Origin of the sequence: Acidovorax sp. BLS4 (assembly GCF_032929295.1) — a bacterium.
Taxonomy (GTDB): Bacteria; Pseudomonadota; Gammaproteobacteria; order Burkholderiales; family Burkholderiaceae_C; genus Paracidovorax.
Genome location: NZ_CP136797.1, coordinates 882,375 through 901,254 on the forward strand (window position 1 = coordinate 882,375; position 18,880 = coordinate 901,254).

General features: G+C 70.3%; 15 protein-coding genes. 4 read left to right on the top strand and 11 right to left on the bottom strand.

The features are described 5' to 3' along the window. Positions 1-58: 58 nt before the first annotated feature. From R1Z03_RS04185 to R1Z03_RS04225, 9 genes are all read right to left on the bottom strand, one after another. Positions 59-754 carry a hypothetical protein gene (locus tag R1Z03_RS04185; protein WP_317357137.1) on the bottom strand — a complete coding sequence of 232 codons (696 nt, stop codon included), beginning with the start codon at positions 752-754 and terminating at the stop codon, positions 59-61. A gap of 151 nt (positions 755-905) precedes the next feature. Then, the gene (locus tag R1Z03_RS04190) at positions 906-2,294 is read right to left on the bottom strand and encodes a sigma-54 dependent transcriptional regulator (protein ID WP_317357140.1); all 1,389 of its coding nucleotides are present in this window, start codon (positions 2,292-2,294) and stop codon (positions 906-908) included. After that, positions 2,279-3,736, bottom strand: a complete 1,458-nt coding sequence (locus R1Z03_RS04195) for a HAMP domain-containing sensor histidine kinase (protein ID WP_317357142.1) — start codon at positions 3,734-3,736, stop codon at positions 2,279-2,281. Before R1Z03_RS04195 ends, R1Z03_RS04190 begins: the two co-directional genes overlap by 16 nt. 151 nt (positions 3,737-3,887) lie before the next feature. Beyond that, complete coding sequence (locus R1Z03_RS04200; protein WP_284430360.1) at positions 3,888-4,952, bottom strand: homocysteine S-methyltransferase family protein; 1,065 nt, start codon at positions 4,950-4,952, stop codon at positions 3,888-3,890. Positions 4,953-4,974: 22 nt separating this feature from the next. Further along, positions 4,975-5,856 (bottom strand): LysR substrate-binding domain-containing protein, encoded by an 882-nt coding sequence (locus tag R1Z03_RS04205; protein ID WP_272566074.1) that lies wholly within the window; start codon positions 5,854-5,856, stop codon positions 4,975-4,977. Positions 5,857-5,908: 52 nt separating this feature from the next. Further along, positions 5,909-7,072 (bottom strand): acyl-CoA dehydrogenase family protein, encoded by a 1,164-nt coding sequence (locus R1Z03_RS04210; RefSeq protein ID WP_284425274.1) that lies wholly within the window; start codon positions 7,070-7,072, stop codon positions 5,909-5,911. Continuing rightward, positions 7,069-7,476: a cupin domain-containing protein gene (locus tag R1Z03_RS04215; protein WP_317357147.1), complete on the bottom strand. Its 408-nt coding sequence runs from the start codon at positions 7,474-7,476 to the stop codon at positions 7,069-7,071. Before R1Z03_RS04215 ends, R1Z03_RS04210 begins: the two co-directional genes overlap by 4 nt. Beyond that, a complete protein-coding gene (locus R1Z03_RS04220; protein ID WP_284425276.1) occupies positions 7,473-8,726 on the bottom strand; it encodes a CaiB/BaiF CoA-transferase family protein in 1,254 nt (417 codons plus the stop codon). Before R1Z03_RS04220 ends, R1Z03_RS04215 begins: the two co-directional genes overlap by 4 nt. A 171-nt stretch (positions 8,727-8,897) precedes the next feature. Further along, the gene (locus R1Z03_RS04225; protein WP_284430357.1) at positions 8,898-9,869 is read right to left on the bottom strand and encodes a tripartite tricarboxylate transporter substrate binding protein; all 972 of its coding nucleotides are present in this window, start codon (positions 9,867-9,869) and stop codon (positions 8,898-8,900) included. Between the two features lie 280 nt (positions 9,870-10,149). On the opposite strand from R1Z03_RS04225, the gene R1Z03_RS04230 reads away from it, so the two are divergent. The 4 genes from R1Z03_RS04230 (at position 10,150) to R1Z03_RS04245 (ending at position 16,419) form a co-directional block, all read left to right on the top strand. Next, positions 10,150-12,111 (top strand): RecQ family ATP-dependent DNA helicase, encoded by a 1,962-nt coding sequence (locus tag R1Z03_RS04230; protein WP_317357151.1) that lies wholly within the window; start codon positions 10,150-10,152, stop codon positions 12,109-12,111. A 271-nt stretch (positions 12,112-12,382) separates the two neighbouring features. Continuing rightward, positions 12,383-13,387: a hypothetical protein gene (locus tag R1Z03_RS04235; protein ID WP_317357153.1), complete on the top strand. Its 1,005-nt coding sequence runs from the start codon at positions 12,383-12,385 to the stop codon at positions 13,385-13,387. A 28-nt stretch (positions 13,388-13,415) separates the two neighbouring features. Beyond that, complete coding sequence (locus R1Z03_RS04240; protein ID WP_317357155.1) at positions 13,416-14,552, top strand: M15 family metallopeptidase; 1,137 nt, start codon at positions 13,416-13,418, stop codon at positions 14,550-14,552. Between the two features lie 109 nt (positions 14,553-14,661). Next, positions 14,662-16,419, top strand: coding sequence for an SAM-dependent methyltransferase (locus tag R1Z03_RS04245; protein ID WP_317357156.1), 1,758 nt, complete (start codon positions 14,662-14,664; stop codon positions 16,417-16,419). Here R1Z03_RS04245 and R1Z03_RS04250 read toward each other — a convergent pair. Both R1Z03_RS04250 and R1Z03_RS04255 read right to left on the bottom strand, forming a co-directional pair. Then, entirely contained in the window at positions 16,416-17,588 is a 1,173-nt protein-coding gene (locus tag R1Z03_RS04250; RefSeq protein ID WP_317357158.1) for a serine hydrolase, read from the bottom strand. The genes R1Z03_RS04245 and R1Z03_RS04250 overlap by 4 nt on opposite strands. Beyond that, entirely contained in the window at positions 17,470-18,636 is a 1,167-nt protein-coding gene (locus R1Z03_RS04255) for a serine hydrolase (protein ID WP_317357160.1), read from the bottom strand. Before R1Z03_RS04255 ends, R1Z03_RS04250 begins: the two co-directional genes overlap by 119 nt. Positions 18,637-18,880: the final 244 nt, after the last annotated feature.

Consider the following 18,880-nt stretch of genomic DNA (forward strand, 5'->3'; position numbering starts at 1 on the left):
GTCTCCGAATGGGTGAGGAAAGAAGAAACGGGTGTATGGAGCGGGCCGGGCGATGGCTTCATGGGCGCAGTGCCGGGGCGCCGATCGGGCCGCCCAGCATGTCCTGCAGGGTGTCCGGCGTGGCGCCCATCTGCGCCGCTTCCATGCCGGTGCCCAGCGCGTTGCGGGTGCCCCAGCCGCGCACCGCCACGGTGGCGCCGGGCTTGAGCAGCGCCGCGACCGACGTGCCCATGTGGGGCGGAAAGCGCACGACGACGCCGTCTTCCAGCAGCAGGCCATGCGCATCGCCGCGGCTGTTGAACAGCACCTGGGCCACGCGGCCATTGGCCTGCAGGGCCGTCAGGGCTTCGCGTGGGGGCGGCGGGGGGCGCTGGCCGGGGGTGGGCGGCGTGTCCTGCACCGTGCGGCCCTGCGACTGGAAGCTCTCGGCGCGCAGCACGGGCGCGTCGGGACGGTGCCAGCCGGTCACCTCCAACGGGTCGCCGGGGCGCAGCCATGCGGTGAGGGACTCCGACAGGTGGGGCGGGAAGGCGATCTGCGTGCCATCCTGCAGCAGCAGGCCATCCGCCTCGCCGTTCGGGTTGGGCAGCCAGCGCTGCAGCCGGCCGCTCGCGGTCGCGGACTGCTCGGCGGCGGGGGTCTGGGCCAGGGGGCCCGGCCCGCCGGGCGGGGGTGGGGGCAATTGCGCGTGGGCGCTGGCGGCGGCAAGGGCGGCGGCCATCAGGCTGGTGCGGATCAAGGGGTGGAGCGTCATGAAAGTCGTCCTTTCGAGTGGGGATGCGCTTTCTCACTCAAGACGCGTGCCAACGCCAGATTCCTTATGAATCAACCACTTGCGTGCGATGGCGGGCGCGCGCACTGGGTGGAATGGCGACAGGTTGTCCGCTTTTGCGACAGGCTTGCGGTCATTCGATGCCGTATTGCGTGAGCTTGCTGTAGAGCAACTGGCGGTGGATGCCCAACCGCCGCGCGGCGAGCGAGCGGTTGCCCTGAGCCTGCGCGAGCGCGTGTGCCAGCATCTGCCGCTCCAGCCGCTCGATGGCCTGCGGCAGCGATCCCTCCAGCCAGGCGGCGGGCAAGGCGTCGCCCGACCCGGTGCGGTGGCTGTGGCCGGGGTCATCGGGCGGGGTCGGCGATGGCTGCAGCCCCAGGTCGGCGGCTCCCACCACCGGGCCGCGCTGCAGGGCATGGCAGCGCTCCATGGCATTGCGCAGTTCGCGCACGTTGCCGGGCCAGGCGTGGTCCAGCAGCGCACGCGCCGCGCCGGCCGACAGCCGTTTGGCGGGCTGCGGCGCCGCCGCGACGCGCAGGAAATGCTCGGCCAGCGGCACGATGTCGGCCAGGCGCTCGCGCAGCGGCGGCAGCACGATGTGCAGCACATCCAGCCGGTAGCGCAGGTCTTCCCGAAACCGCCCTTCGCGCACGGCCGCCGCGAGGTCGCGGTGCGTGGCGGCCAGCACGCGCACGTTCACCTTCACGGGCCGGTGGCTGCCCAATGGCGTGACTTCGCCCTCCTGCAGCGCGCGCAGCAGCTTGGCCTGCACCTCCGGCGCCATGTCGCCGATCTCGTCGAGCAGCAGCACGCCGCCATCGGCTGCGCGAAAGCACCCGGGCCGCTCGGTGGCCGCGCCGGTGAAGGCACCTTTCACATGGCCGAACAGCTCGCTTTCCAGCAACTCCTTCGGAATCGCCGCGCAGTTCACCGCCACGAACGGGCCCGCCGCGCGCGTGGAATGCCGGTGCAGGGCGCGCGCCACCAGCTCCTTGCCGGTGCCGGTCTCGCCCTCGATCAGCACCGGGGCATCGCTCGCGGCGGCCATGCCGATGCGCTTGTGCACCTCGCGCATGGCTTCGCTGATGCCGATGAGCTCGCCGTCCTCCTGTGCATCGCGCGGCGGCGCGGGAGCGGCGGCCGTGGCACCGGCGTCGGCCTCGGAGCGCAGGGCGCGCTCCAGCACCTCCACCACGGCCGCGCGGCTCACGGGCTTGGTCAGGTGGTCGAACGCCCCCAGGCGCATGGCCTCGATGGTGCCCGAGCCGCTGGCGTAGGCGGTGAGCACCAGCACGGGCGGCAGCCGGGCCATGCGCGCGGCCAGCGCCTGCAGCGTCTGCAGCCCGTCCATGCCGGGCATGCGCTGGTCCAGGAAGATGGCGCTGTAGCGGTGGCGCTCCACCTGGCGCAGCGCCTCGGCCCCGCCACTGGCGCCGTGCACTTCATGGCCCAGGCTCTGCAGGGTTTCGACCAGCGATTCGCGGAAGGCCGCGTCGTCATCGACGACTAAGAGGCGCGCCATGGCAGCTCCAGGATGAAACGGGCGCCGCCGCCCTCGCGGGGCGCGTAGTGCAGGTCGCCGCCATGGGCCAGCGCCACTTCGCGCGCCAGGGCCAGCCCCAGGCCGTTGCCGTCGGCGCGGCCGGTGGCGAAGGGCTCGAACAGTTGCGCCCGCAGGTCTTCGGGCACGCCGGGGCCGTCGTCCTCCACCGTCAGCGTGCACAGGGTGCGTGCCGCATCCACCTGCGCCGACAGCACGGCCTCGCCGCCGGCCGGCGCATGGCGCACGGCGTTGTCCAGCAGGTTGTCGATGGCGCGCGCCGCGTGCACGGGGTCGAACACGGCGTCGGCGGGGGCCTCGCCGCGCAGCGCCAGCCGCACGCCACGGGCTTGCGAGCCCGGGCGGGCGGTGTCCAGCCGTTCCTGCAGCCAGGGGCGGAGCGGCACGGTGCGGGGGTGGAGGTTGAGCGGCTGCACCAGCGAGAGCAGGCTTTGCACCAGGCCCTCCAGCCGGTCGATCTGCGTGACGATGGACGCCAGCGCGTCGGCATGGCGGGCCGGCGGCGCGGCCAGGGCGTTGTCCGCCTTCAGGCGCATGGCGGCGATGGGATTGCGGATCTCGTGCGCGACCGAGGCCGTCATGCGGCCCAGGGCGGTCAGGCGCAGGTCGCGGTGGCGCTGGGCCAGGGCCTCCTTCAGCCGGGCGCGGGCGTCTTCCAGGCGGGTGCCGAACGCATTGAAGCCGTCGACGATGCGGTCCAGCTCGCGGATGCCGGTGCGCTCCAGGTGCGGCACGGCGTCGCCCTGGGCCTGCGCCAGCGCGCCTTCCAGGCGCCGCACCTGGCGCAGGCCGCGCAGCAGCATCCAGCCCAGCCAGGCACCCGAGGCCACCACCAGCAGCGCCAGCACCGCGATGCCGGTGCGCAGGGTGTCCTGTGCGGCGATGGCGCCGGCGTGGGCGCGTGTCATGGTCCACACCGCGGTGCCGGGGTGCGCGGCCAGGGGGCAGGCCGCGACGATCAGCACCTCGCGGCTGCCGCGCACCAGGTTCACGATGGGCTGGCCGGTGCTGCCGGCCTGCTTGGCCAATTCGACGATGAGCGGCTGCTCGGCGGCCGGCACGTCGATCTTGACGCCGCTGCCTTCATAGGTCGGGTAGGCGTAGGCCAGCATGCCGCTGCCGGCGCGCCAGACGCCGCCTTCCACCTGCGGCACTTCCAGCAGCACCACGTGCAGCAGCACGCGCAGCAGGTCGGTCTGGGGGGTGTCGGCCGGCACCGTGGGCACCGACTTGGCGTAGCGCGTGGCGATGTCCTCGCAGGCCTGCGCGGCGCGTGCCCGGCTGGACGCCACCTGGGCGCCCGAGCCCGTCTGGTAAAGCACCACGATGATGGCCGCGACCAGGGCACAGGCGGCCAGCAGAAAGGCCCAGAAAAGAAGCAGTTGGATGCGCAAAGACCGCACGGTAGCCCATCGGAGTGAGGACGGCGGATCGTAAGGGCGAACACGCGGCCGTCCGGTAGGAAAGCGGCGTGTCCTGCATCGCCCGGTGGTGGCCGCGGGCCCGTGCCGGGGCCAGGGGCTTCGAATGGGGGCCGATCCGGCCCCATTGGGATCAGGCGGCTTCGGGGTAGAACAGCTTGCGTGCCGGCACGGGCGCCACGGCCTGGCCGATGGCCGCGATGTGGTCCGGCGTGGTGCCGCAGCAGCCGCCCACGATGTTGACCAGCCCTTCGGCGGCGAATTCGTGCACCAGCCGGCTGGTGACCTCGGGCGTCTCGTCGAAGCCCGTGTCGCTCATCGGGTTGGGCAGGCCGGCGTTGGGGTAGCAGCTGATGAAGGTGTCTTCCGCCACCCGGTTCAGCTCCTGGATGTAGGGGCGCATCAGGGTGGCGCCCAAGGCGCAGTTCAGGCCGATGGCCAGCGGGCGGGCGTGGCGCACGCTGTGCCAGAAGGCCGTCACCGTCTGGCCCGAGAGAATCCGGCCGGAGGCGTCGGTCACCGTGCCGCTGATGATGAGCGGCAGGCGCTCGCCGCTTTTCTCGAAGAACTCGTCGATGGCGAAGAGGGCCGCCTTGGCGTTGAGCGTGTCGAAGATGGTCTCGACCAGCAGCACGTCGGAGCCGCCTTCGACCAGGGCCTCGGTCTGCTCGTAGTAGGCCGCGCGCAGCTGCTCGAAATCGACGTTGCGTGCGCCCGGGTCGTTCACGTCGGGGCTGATGCTGGCCGTCTTGGGCGTGGGGCCCAGGGCGCCGGCCACGAAGCGGGGCTTGTCGGGCGTTGAGTATTTGTCGCAGGCGGCACGGGCCAGCTGCGCCGATTTCAGGTTCATCTCGCGCGCGAGATCGGCCATCTTGTAGTCCTCCTGCGCGATGGTCGTGGCGCCGAAGGTGTTGGTCTCGATCAGGTCCGCGCCGGCGGCCAGATACCGCTCGTGGATGTCGCGGATCACGTCCGGCCGCGTGAGGCTCAGCAGCTCGTTGTTGCCCTTCACGTCGCGCGGGAAGTCCTTGAACCGGTCGCCCGCGCCGTCCGGGCCGCTGTAGCCCTCGCCGCGGTACTGGGCCTCGCCCAGCTTGAAGCGCTGGATCATGGTGCCCATGGCGCCGTCGAGGATGGCGATGCGGCGGGCCAGGATGTCGGGTAGCTGTCGGGCGCGGGTGTAGTGGAGCGGAGTCATCCCCCGATTGTAGGAAGCCGCGTCAACCCTTGCCGTGCCCGGCCACGTCGAGGAAGGTCTGCAGCACCGGCGTCAACGCGTCGCCATGCCACGCCAGGACCCCGACGGTCGGATGCTCCAGGTGGGCGATGGGCACGAACCGCACGCCCTGGACGGCCGCCTGCGCCATCGAGGCCGGCACCAGGGCCACGCCCATGCGCATGGCCACCAGCGCCACCACGGTGAGCCACTGCCGGGTGGCATGGCGCGTGTGGGGGTGGATGCCGGCACGGTGGAAGAGGGCGATGACGTTGTCGTGGTTGGCCGGCGCCACGTCGCGCGCGAACATCACGAAGGTCTCGTCGGCGAGGCTACGCAGGTCGACTTCCGCCTGGCCCGCCAGGGTGTGGTCCTGCGGCAGGCAGGCCACGAAATGGTCCTCGGCCAGCGGCAGGCTGCGCAGCGGCGCTGGCACGACGCTCGCATTGATGAAGCCGGCATGCAACTGCCGGTGCAGCAGGGCTTCGAGCTGCTCGCCCGAGGACATCTCGCGCAGGTTGACCTCGATGCCCGGCGCGCGCTCGCCGAAGGCGCGCACGATGGCGGGCATGTCGCGGTACACCATGGAGCCGGTGAAGCCGATGTCCAGCCGGCCGCGCTGCCCCGCGGCCACGGCGCGGGCCGTCTCGCCGGCGCGGGCCACGCGGTCGAGCGCCACGCGCACCTCGGCCAGGTAGGCATGGCCGGCTGGCGTGAGCGCCACCTGCTTGCTCGTGCGCTCGAACAGCCGCACGCCCAGTTCGTCCTCCAGCGCCTTGATGCCCGAACTGAGCGGCGGCTGCGTGATGGCCAGCCGCTCGGCCGCCCGGCCGAAGTGCAGTTCCTCGGCCAGCACGGCGAAGTAGCGCAGGAGGTGCAGTTTCATGGCGGCGATGATGCCAGCGCGGCCCGCAGCGCCGGCACCGGCTTGCGGCCGTTCAATAGGATTTCGGCAGGCCCAGCACCTTCTCGGCGATGAAGCACAGGATGAGCTGCGGGCTCACCGGCGCCAGGCGCGGTATCCATGACTCGCGCAGGTAGCGCTCCACGTGGTATTCCTTGGCGTAGCCCATGCCGCCGTGGGTGAAGATGGCGCGCTCGCAGGCGTGGTAGCCGGCCTCGGCCGCCAGGTACTTGGCGGCGTTGGCCTCGGCCGCGCACGGCAGGTGCTGGTCGTACAGCCATGCGGCTTTCTGCACCATGAGGTGCGCGGCCTCCAGCTCCATCCACGACAGGGCCAGCGGGTGCTGGATGCCCTGGTTCTGGCCGATGGGGCGGCCGAACACCTCGCGCTCCCTGGCATAGCCTGCGGCGCGCGCCAGCGCCGCGCGGCCCAGGCCCACGGCCTCGCTGGCGATCAGGATGCGCTCGGGGTTCAGGCCGTGCAGGATGTATTGAAAGCCCTGTCCTTCCTCGCCCACCCGGTCTTCCACCGGAATGCGCAGGCCGTCGATGAACACCTGGTTCGAATCCACGCATTTGCGCCCCAGCTTGTCGATCTCGCGCACCTCGACCGTGCGGCGGTCCAGGTCGGTGTAGAACAGGCTCAGGCCTTCGGTGCCGCGGCATTGCTCCACCGGCGTGGTGCGCGCCAGCAGCAGGATCTTGTTGGCCACCTGCGCGGTGCTGATCCAGACCTTCTGGCCGTGCACCACGTAATGGTCGCCCTCCCGCACCGCGCGGGTCTTGAGCTGGAGCGTGTTCAGCCCGGTGTTGGGTTCGGTCACGCCGAAGCAGGCCTTGTCGCGGCCCGCGATCAGCGGCGGCAGCCAGCGCGCCTTCTGCGCTTCGGTGCCGAACACCACCACCGGGTGCAGGCCGAAGATGTTCATGTGCACCGCCGAGGCGCCGGACAGCCCCGCGCCCGTGGCGGAGATCGTGTGCATCATCAGCGCGGCCTCGCGGATCCCCAGGCCGGCGCCGCCATAGGCCTCGGGCATGGCGATGCCCAGCCAGCCGGCGTCGGCCAGCGCGCGGTGGAAGTCCTCCGGAAAGCCGCCTTCGCGGTCGCGGCGCAGCCAGTAGTCGGCATCGAACGGGGCGCACACGCGCTCGATCGCGTCCCGGATCTGGGCGTGTTCGGGAGAGAGGTCGAAATTCATGGGGCGGGCCGGATCACCTTGTCGGGCGATTCGCCGTAGGGCGGGCTGTAGATCACCAGCAGCTTCACGGGGGTGTCGCTGGTCACGGTGAAGACATGCATCTGGTCGGCCGGAAAGAAGCACATGTCGCCCGGCACCATGTCGAAGGCCTCGCCCGCCACTTCGGCGCGGGCCGTGCCTTCGAGCAGATAGCACGACTGCTCGATGCCCGGATGGGCGTGGGGCAGGGCGCCGCCGCCCTTGTGCAGCGTGCCCAGCAGCACTTCCATCTGCCGCGCGCCCACCGTCTCGGGGCCGATCAGGCGCTGGTTGTGCGTGTGGTGGTGGTTGGCGGGCTGGTAGCTGGGCACCTGGGCGGCGCGCACGCGGTACCGGGGCGCGGTGGTGGGGGTGGCGAGGGTCATGCGGGTTCTCCGGTGGCGGCGTGGCAGGCGTTTTGCGCGAGCAGGGCGTCGATCTGGGTGGGGGTGTAGCCGGCCTCGGCCAGCAGGGCGCGGGTGTGTTCGCCCAGTTGCGGCGCAGGCGCCAAGGTGCGGGGCGGCGGGGTGGCCGACCAGCGCGTGGGATGGGCCATGGCGTGCATGGGCCCCTCGGTGGGGTGCACGCTGTCGTGCAGGAAGCCCGTGGCGCGCAGCTGCGGGTTGGTGAGCAGGTCGGCCGGCGAGTTCATCGGCATGTGCGGCACGTCGGCGGCATCCAGCAGCGCCTGCCACTGGGCCGTGGTGCGGGTGCGCAGGATGCGCGCCACCTCGGCATAGACGGCATCGATGTTCGCCGCGCGGGCGCCGTGCGTGGCAAAGCGCGGGTCCTGCGCCAGGCCCTGCGCCTCGCCGATCTCGCCGATGGCCGCGAAGAAGCTGCGCCAGTGCTTGTCGTTGTAGATCAGCACGCAGAGCATGCCGTCGGCCGTCGCATAAGGCTTGCGGTGCGTGGTCAGCAGCCGGGCGTAGCCGGCCTCGCCCTGCGGCGGCTCGAAGGTCAGGCCCGCCATGTGGTCGCCCAGGATGAACTGCGCCATGGCCTCGAACATGGGCACGACGATGGCCTGGCCCTGGCCCGTCTTCTCGCGGGCATAGAGCGCCGCCGTCACCGCGTACACCGCATGCAGCCCGGTCACGCGGTCCGACAGCGTGGTCGGCGCATAGGCCGGCTCGGGCGCGCCGTAGCGCTGCATGAGCCACGGGATGCCGGTGGCGCCCTGGATCAGGTCGTCGTAGGCGGGGCGCGCCGCGTCGGGGCCCTCCTGATCGAAGCCGCAGCAGCTCACGTGGATGAGGCGCGGGTTGCGCGCGGCCACGCTGGCCGGGTCCAGGCCCAGCCGCGCCAGGGCCTGCGGGCGCACGTTGCTGATGAGCACGTCGCAGCGCTCGGCCAGCCGCAGCGCGGCCTCGCGGCCCTCCGGGTGCTTGAGGTCCAGCGCGATGCTGCGCTTGCCCGCGTTGGCATGCAGGAAGATGTGGCCCATGCCGGGGTGGCGCATGGGGCCCACGTGGCGCATGTTGTCGCCATCGGGCGTTTCCACCTTGATGACCTCCGCGCCCAACTGGGCGAGGATCTGCGTGGCGAACGGGCCCATGATGACCGAGGTCAGGTCCAGGATCCGCACGCCCGCCAGGGGGCCGGTGCGTGAAGTGCTATGCGTGTTGTCGGTCATGCCATTCTCCAGAACGTCTGACAGGGGCAGCGGCCTGTGCCACTGGTGCGGTCCGCGCGAGCAGACGCCGCGCAAGGGCCGCCCCGCCGCGCTGGCGTCGTCCCCCTTCCCGCAGCGCGCAGCGATGCGAGAGCAAGGGGGAAGCGGCAACGCCGCTCAGGGGGATGTCGTTCATTCGGGCTGGATGCGGGCCTGCTGGATCAGCGTGCGCCAGTGGGCCAGCTGGTCGGCCACGTAGGTCGCGAACTCCTGCGGCGTCTTGCTGGGCCACACCTGGAAGCCGATCTGCGCGAGCTTGTCCTGCGTGTCCTTTTCGGCCAGCACGGCCTGCAGCTCCGTGTTCAGGCGGTTCACGATGGCCGGCGGCATGCCGGCCGGCCCGAAGATGCCGTTCCAGGACGTGAGGTCGAATCCCTTCACCGTCTGCCCGATCGGCGGCACGCCCGGCAGCAGGGGCGAGGGCTGCGTGGTGGTGATGCCCAGCGTGCGCACCTTGTCGCTGGTGAGCATGCTCCTGCCCGAACCCAGGTCGGCCACGTAGACCTGCACCTGCCCGCCCACCAGGTCCGTCATGGCCTGGGGGCTCGACTTGTAGGGGATGCTCAGCACATCGACCTGGGCGATGTGCTTGATGCTCTCCATCGCCACCAGCGAGGTGCTGTTGGGCGTGGCGTAGCTCAGCTTGCCCGGGTTGGCGCGCGCGTAGTCGATCAGCTCGGCCAGCGTCTTCGCCGGCACGCCGGGGTGCACCGCCAGCGCGAAGGGCAGCTCGCCCACCCGCGCCACCGGCGTGAAGTCCTTGATGGGGTCGTACTTCAGGTGGCTGTAGAGCGCCGGGTTGGCCGAGTGCGACGTGTTGGTCGTCATGAACAGCGTGTAGCCGTCCGGCTTGGCCTTGGCTGCGATCTGCGCGGCCACCTGCGCGTTGGCACCGGGCTTGTTGTCCACCAGCACCGGCTGCTTCAGGCGCTCCGCGAGCTTTTGCCCGACGGTGCGCGCGACCGAGTCCGTGCCGCTGCCGGCCGCGAACGGCACGATCAGGGTGATGGGGGCGTTGGGGTACGGCGGCTGCTGGGCCCGTGCGGGCGCCACGGCGGCGGCCAGGCCGCAGGCTGCCAGCAGGGCCGGGATGAGGTGCTTCATGTCGTTTGTCTCCTGGGTCGGTAGGCCATGCCCCTGTGCCGGGGCTGAAGGCATCTTGTCCGGCGCAGCGATTCGCGTCCAATTGAATAATCGGAGCGATCCATTCGCGTTGCGAATCGTTGGGGGCCGCCGGCCGGTGGTGGGTTCGCGGGGCCGGCGCACAATAAGCGCCTTTCCTGGTGGGCCGCCTGGCGCGGCGGGGCCGGGAAATTCCCATCCAATCGGCCTCTAGTGCATATTCCACTAGGGCGATTTGCTATCAAAAAGAGAGTATTCGATTTTGTCCCCCGCGCATTTCGTTCTGCACGACGTCTTTGGCTATGACCAGTTCCGCGGCCCCCAGCAGGCCATCGTCGAGCACGTGATCGCCGGCGGCGACGCCCTGGTGCTGATGCCCACGGGCGGCGGCAAGTCGCTGTGCTACCAGGTGCCGGCCATCGTGCGGCGCGATGCGGGGCAGGGCGTGGCCATCGTCGTCTCGCCGCTCATCGCGCTCATGCACGACCAGGTGGGCGCACTGCACGAGGCGGGCGTCGATGCGGCCTACCTCAATTCCACGCTCGACTGGCAGCAGACGCAGGAGCTGGAAAAGCGCGTGGCGCGCGGTGACATCACCATGCTCTACGCCGCGCCCGAGCGGCTGACCACGCCGCGATTCCTGGAGCTGCTGGACGGCCTGCACCAGCGCGGGCAACTGTCGATGTTCGCCATCGACGAGGCGCACTGCGTGAGCCAGTGGGGCCACGACTTCCGTCCCGAGTACCGCGCGCTCACCGTGCTGCACGAGCGCTATGCCGGCGTGCCGCGCATCGCGCTCACCGCCACGGCCGATGCGCTCACGCGGGCCGATATCGTCGAGCGGCTGCAGCTCGAAGGCGCGCAGCACTTCGTCAGCAGCTTCGACCGGCCCAACATCCGCTACCGCATCGAAGAAAAGAAGGAGCCGCTCGCGCAGCTGCTGCGCTTCATCGAGCGTGAACACCCCGAAGACGCGGGCGTGGTCTATTGCCAGTCACGCAAGCGCGTCGAAGAAATGTCCGCCGCGCTGGTGGACGCGGGCCTGAAATCGCTGCCCTACCACGCCGGCCTGCCGCCCGAAGTGCGCCAGCAGAACCAGGACCGCTTCCTGCGCGAGGAGGGCATCGTGATGGTGGCCACCATCGCCTTCGGCATGGGCATCGACAAGCCCGACGTGCGCTTCGTCGCGCACGTGGACATGCCCAAGAACATCGAGGGCTACTACCAGGAGACCGGCCGCGCCGGCCGCGATGGCCTGCCGGCCGACGCCTGGATGGCCTACGGCCTGCAGGACGTGGTGAACCAGCGCCGCATGATCGACGAAAGCCCGGCGGGCGAGGAATTCAAGCAGGTCATGCGCGGCAAGCTCGACGCGCTGCTGGCCCTGGCCGAGGCCACCGATTGCCGGCGCGTGCGGCTGCTGGGCTATTTCGGCGAAGTCTATGGCGAGCCATCGAGCACCGCCGGGCCGCCCCAAGGCGCGAGCAGCCCCCTTGGGGGGCAGCGAGGACACGAAGTGCAGAGCGTGGGGGCCACATGCGGCAACTGCGACAACTGCATCAGCCCGCCCGCGGTGTGGGACGGCACGGATGCGGCGCGCAAACTGCTGTCCACCATCTACCGCGTGCACGAGGCCAGCGGCCTGACCTTCGGCACCGGGCACATCATGGACATCGTGCGCGGCAAGGACACCGAAAAGGTCAAGCAGTTCGGCCACGACCAGCTTTCCACCTTCGGCCTGGGCAAGGACTACTCCGAGGCGCAGTTGCGCGGCGTGCTGCGCCAACTGCTGGCCACCGGCGCCGTGGGCCTGCACAAGGTGATGCTGGAGAGCGGCCACAGCTTCGACACGCTCAGCCTCACCGACGGCTCGCGCCCGGTCCTCAAGGGCCAGACGCCGGTGCAGCTGCGCGAATCCACGGCCGCCACGCCGGCCCGGCGCACGCGCCGCGGCGCCGCCCCCCCGGCCGCCGCGGCCAACCTGGGGCCGGACGCTCAGGTGCGCTTCATCAACCTCAAGGCCTGGCGCGCCGAGGTTGCGCGCGAGCACAACCTGCCCGCCTACGTGATCTTCCACGACGCCACGCTGGCCGCGATCGCCGAACGCAACCCGTCCACGCTGGACGATCTGCAGGGCATCAGCGGCATGGGGGCCAAGAAGATGGAGGCGTATGGGGCCGAGGTGCTGCGGGTTTGCGGGCAGGGGGAGAGCACCGTTGGATGACACCCGCCTGACACCGCGGCCTTAATTGATTCAGCTCGTAAGAAGACTGGATCAGGTGTAACGCGCCCGGTACCATCCGCCGGCGTTCGCTCTCGAACGCTGCGCCGGGCGTTGCCATGGCCCCCGGTTTTGCCCGAAGCGCATGGCCTGGCGCGCGCATGCTTTGCCTGTCCTTCCTTGGGGCCAGCGCACCGTGTTTCGTTCTTTTTCTAGGCGGATGTCCATGGTTTCCCCCTCATCGTCATGTCGCAGTGCCTGCCCGTCGGTTGGCGTGCCCGCCGCCACCCGAGCGCTGGGGGTGATGGCGTCCGTCCTGCTGCTGGCAGGGGTGGCCAATGCCGCATCATCCGCACAAAGCGACGTTCCTTCCTCCCGCCAGGTGCTGGAGTCTTTCCCGGTGAATGGCCAGCCGGCGCCTGGGGTGCGGCAGGGCTACGAGCTTTCCCTTGCCGCATGCAAGGATGCGGCCTGTGCTTTCGAGGTTCGCCTGCTGTCCGGGGCCGGTGAGCCGCTGGCCGAAGGCGGTGCGGGTGTGTCGGTACTGGGGGGCACGGCGCTGGAGTGGCCTGCCTCTGCAGCGCCCGCGCAGCCGCTGGACGTCCCGCAGCCCGGGACCGGCCCGTTTCTGGCAAACACCGCCGCGCCCCGCGTCTGGTCGACCGGGGAAGAGGAAGGCACGGTCACCGCGTCGGCGAGCGCCGTGCCGGTGGAGCCGGGCAAGCCCTCTGGTGCGCGCGCCTTGCTGGTCACGCAGATGGCCGGGTTCGACCACCCCAAGCGCCGCCATGCGCTGTACGTGGCTTCGCAGGGCACTCTCAAGACGGCATGGTCGCGCAGCGAACCTCAGGGACCCTACGTGTCCCAGGTCATCGCCACGCCAGGCCATGCGCCCATGTACCTTTCCGTGTTCTTTTCCCCCGATGACGATGCGGCCGACAAGGTGTCCGCCCAGCGCCTGGCGTGGAACGCCAAACGGCAGGTGTTTTCCGAAGAACCGTCTCTGGCCGCCGTGCAAGCGGTGGTGGCGGGTTCGTATCCCACCGTCCGTGCGGCCCGCGCTGCACGCGCCGCGTCGGCCTGTTTCGCGGGATATGGCGTGGTGGACACCTGGCCTGGCAAAGGGCGGGTGCCCCACCGCTACGCGCTGATCGCACTGGCGGTGGCACCCGAGCAGGCCAGTGCAGAGGCGGCGCGCCTGGGGCAGTGCCAGCCAGGCCTGCAGGCACGGCAGCATCTGCTCAGTCGCCTGTCGCCGCGTTCATCCTCCAACCCGTAAGCCCGAACCATCGCACCGAGGGAACACCATGCCGGACATCAAGGACAGCGTCGGAGAAGGCGCCAAGAACCAGGGCCACGACGTGGCACTTCTGCAAGCCATGCTGCGGGTCATCAAGGACGCCAAGAATGCGCCCTACCTCAGCGTGGATTACGACGGCAGCTACGGTGGGCAGACCCGCGCGGCGATCGAACGCTTTCAGATCGACCAGAAGCTGGCACAGAGCCCGGTCGCCAAGGCCGCTGCAGCGAAAGGGCCTGCGGCCGTACCACCCGTGCCGGCTGCGGCGGGCGGAGCCCAGGAGACACTGGGTCTGGTCGCCCCTGGCAGCGCGACGTTGCAAAAACTCAATGCCATGCTGCCGGCCACCCATCAGGCGATGCGCTCTTCCCCCGGCTCCAAGACGGTGTACATCGCGGCCGATGCCAAGGATGCGGCCATCAGCAAGGCGGCGATCGCCAGCGATGCGGAGTACGAGCCCACCTTCCGCGCCAAGCTGTCCAACCTGGTGCAGCAGATGTACGACACCCACAAGATCGTCCTGTGGATCACCCCCACGGGCCGCCGCCGCACCTTCGCCCAGCAGGCGGCAGAAACGCAGACCAATGCCGGGCCAGGGGAGAGCAACCACAACTTCGGTCGCGCGGCGGACATCGGCTTTCGGCGTTTCCAGTGGGTCAAGGGCAACGGCGTGATTGCCACCGATGCCGACTGGCTCAACGGGCTCGAAGCCGCCAAGGCCGGCGAGGCGACCCGCTGGTGGAACGAGCGCGATCTGCTGGCCGCCAAGGAAGGGCTGCTGCCGCTGAACTTCGAGCGGGTGCATCTGCAGGCGTTCGCGCAGAAGGGCGTGAGCAACCAGCGATCGCTGGCCCAGCTGTTGAACGCGGTGTCCGCGAGCAACATGCGCTGGAAAGCGGCCTACCAGGCCGACCTGCAGTCCCAGGGCAAATACTGGGCGAATGTCGGCACGGCGAAAGCCATCTGGGCCGGCAACGCGGCGGTGACGAAATCCGATCTGGCCAAGGCGCGAACGGCGGCCACCGGAAAGCAGGTCAAGGATGCCGACATTGCGCAGGCCGAGGTCGACGCCATGCGCAAGACGCTGAAGGCGGACTTCCAGGCCGCCGATGACAACTGGGTGAAGTGGACCGCCGTGCCCTGATGCACGGGTCCCGGACCGGGCCTCGGTGCCTTGGCCGGTCCGTACCTGCAGGCGTCTTCGCCCCTGCGAAGTTTTGCCGTTCGACAGTCCATGCCCGAGGGGCCCTATCTTGAGAAATGATTTTTCCCTGGAGGGTGCCGCGCGCATCCCCTTGCCCTTCAATCCCGAGTCCGCCAGCGCGATGCCTTCGGGACCGCGCTCTCCACAGGACGTGCTGTCTTGCGTCAAGGTCGCCTCGCACGAGCTTCAGGGTTTCCGGCCCATTGCCGAGAGCATCGAGTGGGACCTGGGCCATCTGCATTGGGCCCGGGCGGGGCTGCTGGCGTTCGCCGAGAACGAAGTGCCGTTCGTGGTGAACAACAGTGGGCGGCTGTCGGAAGACGCGGCCGCGCTGCTGTTCAACCACTGTGTTTCGACCGAGCCGGCCGGTCCGATCCATGTGCTCGAACTGGGCGCGGGCTGCGGTCTGTTCGCGCGCTATTTTCTGCAGGCCTTCAACCAGCTTTGCCAGCAGGAAGGCCGCGCCTTCGACAGGCAACTGGTGTATTTCGTCACCGATGCGTCCGAGCGCACGCTGGCGCAGTGGCGCGAGCGCCGCATGTTCGATGCGTTCGGGGCACAGGTGGTCATGGCGCGATGCGATGCCACCCGGCCGACCGAGATCCGCCTCGCTGACGGAAGGGTCCAGTCGCTGCAGGCGCTGCAGGCCGTGTTCTGCAACTACGTGCTCGACGTGCTGCCCGCCACGGTGCTGCGCCGCCAGGGGGAACGCATCGAGGAACTGCGCGTGCGCACCCGGCTGACCGACAACGCCGACCTGGTGCGCCAGTACACCCCCCTGGGCCTGGAGGAGATCCGGGCCTTGGCGAATGCCCACGATCCGGACCAACGCGCATTGCTGCTGCCGCTGGCGGGCCTGTTCGATTACGAGGTGGACTTCTTTCCGCTGGAGGGCGAACTGCCGCCATTTGCCGGGCAGGCGCTGGAGCGGGCCGATCCGGTGCCGAAGCTGCTGGTCAACCACGGGGCTTTCGGCGCACTGCACACGCTGCAGGGGCAGTTGGTGGACGGGGGCTTCATCCTCATTAACGACTATGGTGCCAGCACGCCCCAGGCAGCTGCGGAGTCGGCGGCGCCCCAGCGCTTCGGCAAGACCAGCGCGATCGGACTGAATTTCCCGCTGCTCGGGCAACTGTTCGACCGCGACGGCTGGCGCGTGGTGGTGCCGGAGGGCGATGCCACGCGCGCCATCCATGCCCGCCTGTTGGTCAAGGCGGAGCAGGAGCGCACCATTGCGGCGTTCGGCAACCGTTTTTGCGCCGATGCGCAGCAGTTCTTCGATGGCCCGGCGCAGGACGCGCGCGGGCACCTGCAGGCCGGCCGGCAGGATGCCGCGCTCGAAAGCTACCGCCTGGCCATTGCGCGCAATCCGCGGGACTGGCGGCTGCTGGGCGAGGTGGCGGAGTTCGTGGGCATCCAGTTGCGTGACTTCGCCGCAGGCATCGAGTTAGCGCGCAGCGCGCTGGACATCAACCCGTGGCTGAGCGCCTGGTTGTGGAACGTCCTGGGCGATTGCCTTTACTGCCTGGAGCGGCATGGCGAGGCCCAGGAGGCGTACTTTCAGGCGCAGCGCATCGATCCGAAGGACGCGCGCACCCAACTCAACCTGGCCTATGCCTGGCAGCAGCGCGCGGATTTCGAGAAGGCGCTCGGCGCGGTGGCGCGGGGCCTGGCCGGGGACGTGCACGGCATCCACGGCCCCCGCCTGCTGGAAAAGCAGGAGCAGATCCTGGCCCAGATGGCATCGCTGCGGGCCACGGAAGGGCAGCGCTCCGCAGAGCGCGCCGCACGGCTGCAGGCGGCTTAGAGCGGCGGCCTGCTTCCCGCCTGGGGGCCCGCAGGCGTGCCGCGGCCCTTGGCCGGTATCCGGTCCTGCAGCATCGTCTGCGTGATCGCGCGGCCCACCTGTTCGAAGGCCTTGCCGGCCTCCTTCATCTCGTCCAGCCCCTCGGCGCAGGCGGCCACCACGATGGCGTTGCGCCCGTTGTCCTGCGGGTCGATCACGCCCATGTGGCAGGCCCGGTGCAGCTGCGTGCCGGTCTTGTGGATGAACCGCACGGTGCGCGGCAGGCCGGCCTCCAGGCGGTAGGCGTCGTAGGTGTCGAACTTCAGGTCCTTGTAGAGCAGCTGCTGGTGCGCCGGCGAAACGAGCTGGCCGCGCACCAGCTTTTCCAGCATGGCGCCGTAGCCCTCCAGCGTGGCGGTGTTGTGGTTCGTGCGGTAGTAGCGGTCGTAGGCCTCGTCCAGGGTCTGCACGCGCAGCGCGGAGGGCGCCACGCCGAGCGTGCGGGCGAGCGCCTGCAGGCGCTTGGGGCCCACGGGGGCGCCTGCGATGCGCACCAGGTCCATGTTGGAGAGCCGGCGCGCGTCGGGGTGGGCCTCGGCATAGACCTGGTAGCGCACTTCGGTGAAGTTGGTGATGCGGCCCACGCCGCGGCCGCCCAGCAGGGCCTGCGCGCGCTGGTTCAGCGTGTCTTCGCCCACCGCGCGGATGAGCATGTTGGCGGCCGTGTTGTCGCTCTCCATCAGCATGCGCTGGAGCAGCGATTGCACGCTGTGGCGCGTGCCTTCGGGCTGCCAGACCACGGCGCCCGAGCCGTCGACCTTGTCGCGCGCCTGCACCACGAGTTGCTGGTCCAGGCGCAGGCGGCCGGCCTCGGCCTCCTGCAGCACGGCGATCGCCACCGGCAGCTTGACGGACGAGGCCAGGTACCAGGGCCGGTCGGCCGCATGCGCGAAGGTCTCGCCGTTATCGAGCCGCTTGACGTACAGGCCCAGTTGGCCGGGCGTGGCCTGTTCGATGCGTTCCACCTGCTGTCGCAGCGCATCGGCCCAGGCGGGCGCGGCGTGGGCGGGCTCAGGGTGGGTCGTCGTCCACGCCAGCGCCAGGAACAGCAGGGCCAGGGTGGCCCCCCGGGCCCGTGGTGCCGGAAGGGGCCGCGGCGCGGCTCGGCACGGTTTGGCAGGGAGTTTCATGGGGTTTTCCATCCGACAACAGGCCCGACTGGCAGAGGGCGATGCCGACCTGCCGAAGCGTGCGGTCGGACCGGGCCGTGGACAGTTCGCCGCGCGTGCAGGCCACCACGATCACGCGCCGGTCTGTCGGCAGGCGCGGCACCGTCACGAGGCCCGAGTCGCATGTTCGGGCGCGCTGCGTGCCGGTCTTGTGGGCGAAGCGCGCACGGGTGGGTAGTCCGGCCTTGATGCGGTTGGGGCCTGTCTTCACGCGTTCCATCACGCCCAGCAGGTAGGCCGTGTGGCGCGGCTCCAGGAGCTTGCCTTCCACCAGCTGCGCGAGCAGTTCGGCGTACGCATCGAGCCGCCCGGAGTTGAGCCCGCTGGCGTAGTAGGCCTCGTAGGCCTCGCCCACCGACAGGGGCCGAAGGCCATCGGCCGGCACCCGCAGCAGGCGTGCGAGGGTGGCCTTCACATCGGCATCGGTGCGCTGCTGGTGGAGCGCGATGAAGTCGCGCCCCGACAGGTGCACGGCCTCGGGCGTGAGCTGGGCGTAGGCCTGGCGCCGCACATCCGCCAGGTGCGTGATGCGCTCGAAGCCGCCCGGCACCACCGACTGCACCAGCGCGTTCACCTCGCGCAGGCCGACGAGGTCGATCAGCATGTCGCTGGCGGTGTTGTCGCTGTACACGATCATCTGCTCCAGCAGCCAGCGCATGCTGAGCGCCGCGCCCACCGGCTGGTTCTTGGCGGGCCCGGCGCCGTCCACGTAGTCGGTGGCGCGCAGGGTGAGCGGCGTGTCCAGCGTGTAGTCGCCGCGCTCCACGCCGCGCAGCACGGCGATGGCCACCGGCACCTTGATGGACGAGGCCAGGTACCAGCGCTCCTCGCCGTGAAAGGAGAAGGACTGCCCCGTGTCCAGGTCGCGCACGTGCACGCCGAAGGCCGCGCTGCTGTGCGCGGCGACGCGGTCCAGCTCGCGCTGCAGGGCCTTGGCCCAGGGCGGCGCAGGGGTGGTCGCCGGGGGCGAGGGGTCGGGGGGCGTGGCGAGCGCGGGCGGCGGCAGCATCAGTGCCGCCCCTGCGGTCCAGGCCAGGGCGATGGGGCGCAAGCGTGCGAAGGCGGTAGAGGGCATGCGTGGCGTGTGAGGACAACCGGGAAGGAATGCGAAGCCGCCAAGGTACACCGGCCCCTGGCCCGGCGGCGTAACACCCCGTGCGGCGTGGGTGTGGGACAGGAGCGCATGGCAGGTGGCGGGCACTGTTTTTATAATCAGTGCCTTCGCGCACTCTCACCCCCACCCCCCTGCACCC

Excerpts from the sequence above, each read along its gene's own strand:
- R1Z03_RS04205 (WP_272566074.1), bottom strand. The coding sequence starts at position 5,856 with ATGAAACTGCACCTCCTGCGCTACTTCGCCGTGCTGGCCGAGGAACTG.
- R1Z03_RS04215 (WP_317357147.1), bottom strand. The coding sequence starts at position 7,476 with ATGACCCTCGCCACCCCCACCACCGCGCCCCGGTACCGCGTGCGCGCC.
- R1Z03_RS04250 (WP_317357158.1), bottom strand. The coding sequence starts at position 17,588 with ATGAAACTCCCTGCCAAACCGTGCCGAGCCGCGCCGCGGCCCCTTCCG.
- R1Z03_RS04220 (WP_284425276.1), bottom strand. The coding sequence starts at position 8,726 with ATGACCGACAACACGCATAGCACTTCACGCACCGGCCCCCTGGCGGGC.
- R1Z03_RS04185 (WP_317357137.1), bottom strand. The coding sequence starts at position 754 with ATGACGCTCCACCCCTTGATCCGCACCAGCCTGATGGCCGCCGCCCTT.
- R1Z03_RS04240 (WP_317357155.1), top strand. The coding sequence starts at position 13,416 with ATGCCGGACATCAAGGACAGCGTCGGAGAAGGCGCCAAGAACCAGGGC.
- R1Z03_RS04190 (WP_317357140.1), bottom strand. The coding sequence starts at position 2,294 with ATGGCGCGCCTCTTAGTCGTCGATGACGACGCGGCCTTCCGCGAATCG.
- R1Z03_RS04210 (WP_284425274.1), bottom strand. The coding sequence starts at position 7,072 with ATGAATTTCGACCTCTCTCCCGAACACGCCCAGATCCGGGACGCGATC.
- R1Z03_RS04255 (WP_317357160.1), bottom strand. The coding sequence starts at position 18,636 with ATGCTGCCGCCGCCCGCGCTCGCCACGCCCCCCGACCCCTCGCCCCCG.
- R1Z03_RS04200 (WP_284430360.1), bottom strand. The coding sequence starts at position 4,952 with ATGACTCCGCTCCACTACACCCGCGCCCGACAGCTACCCGACATCCTG.
- R1Z03_RS04225 (WP_284430357.1), bottom strand. The coding sequence starts at position 9,869 with ATGAAGCACCTCATCCCGGCCCTGCTGGCAGCCTGCGGCCTGGCCGCC.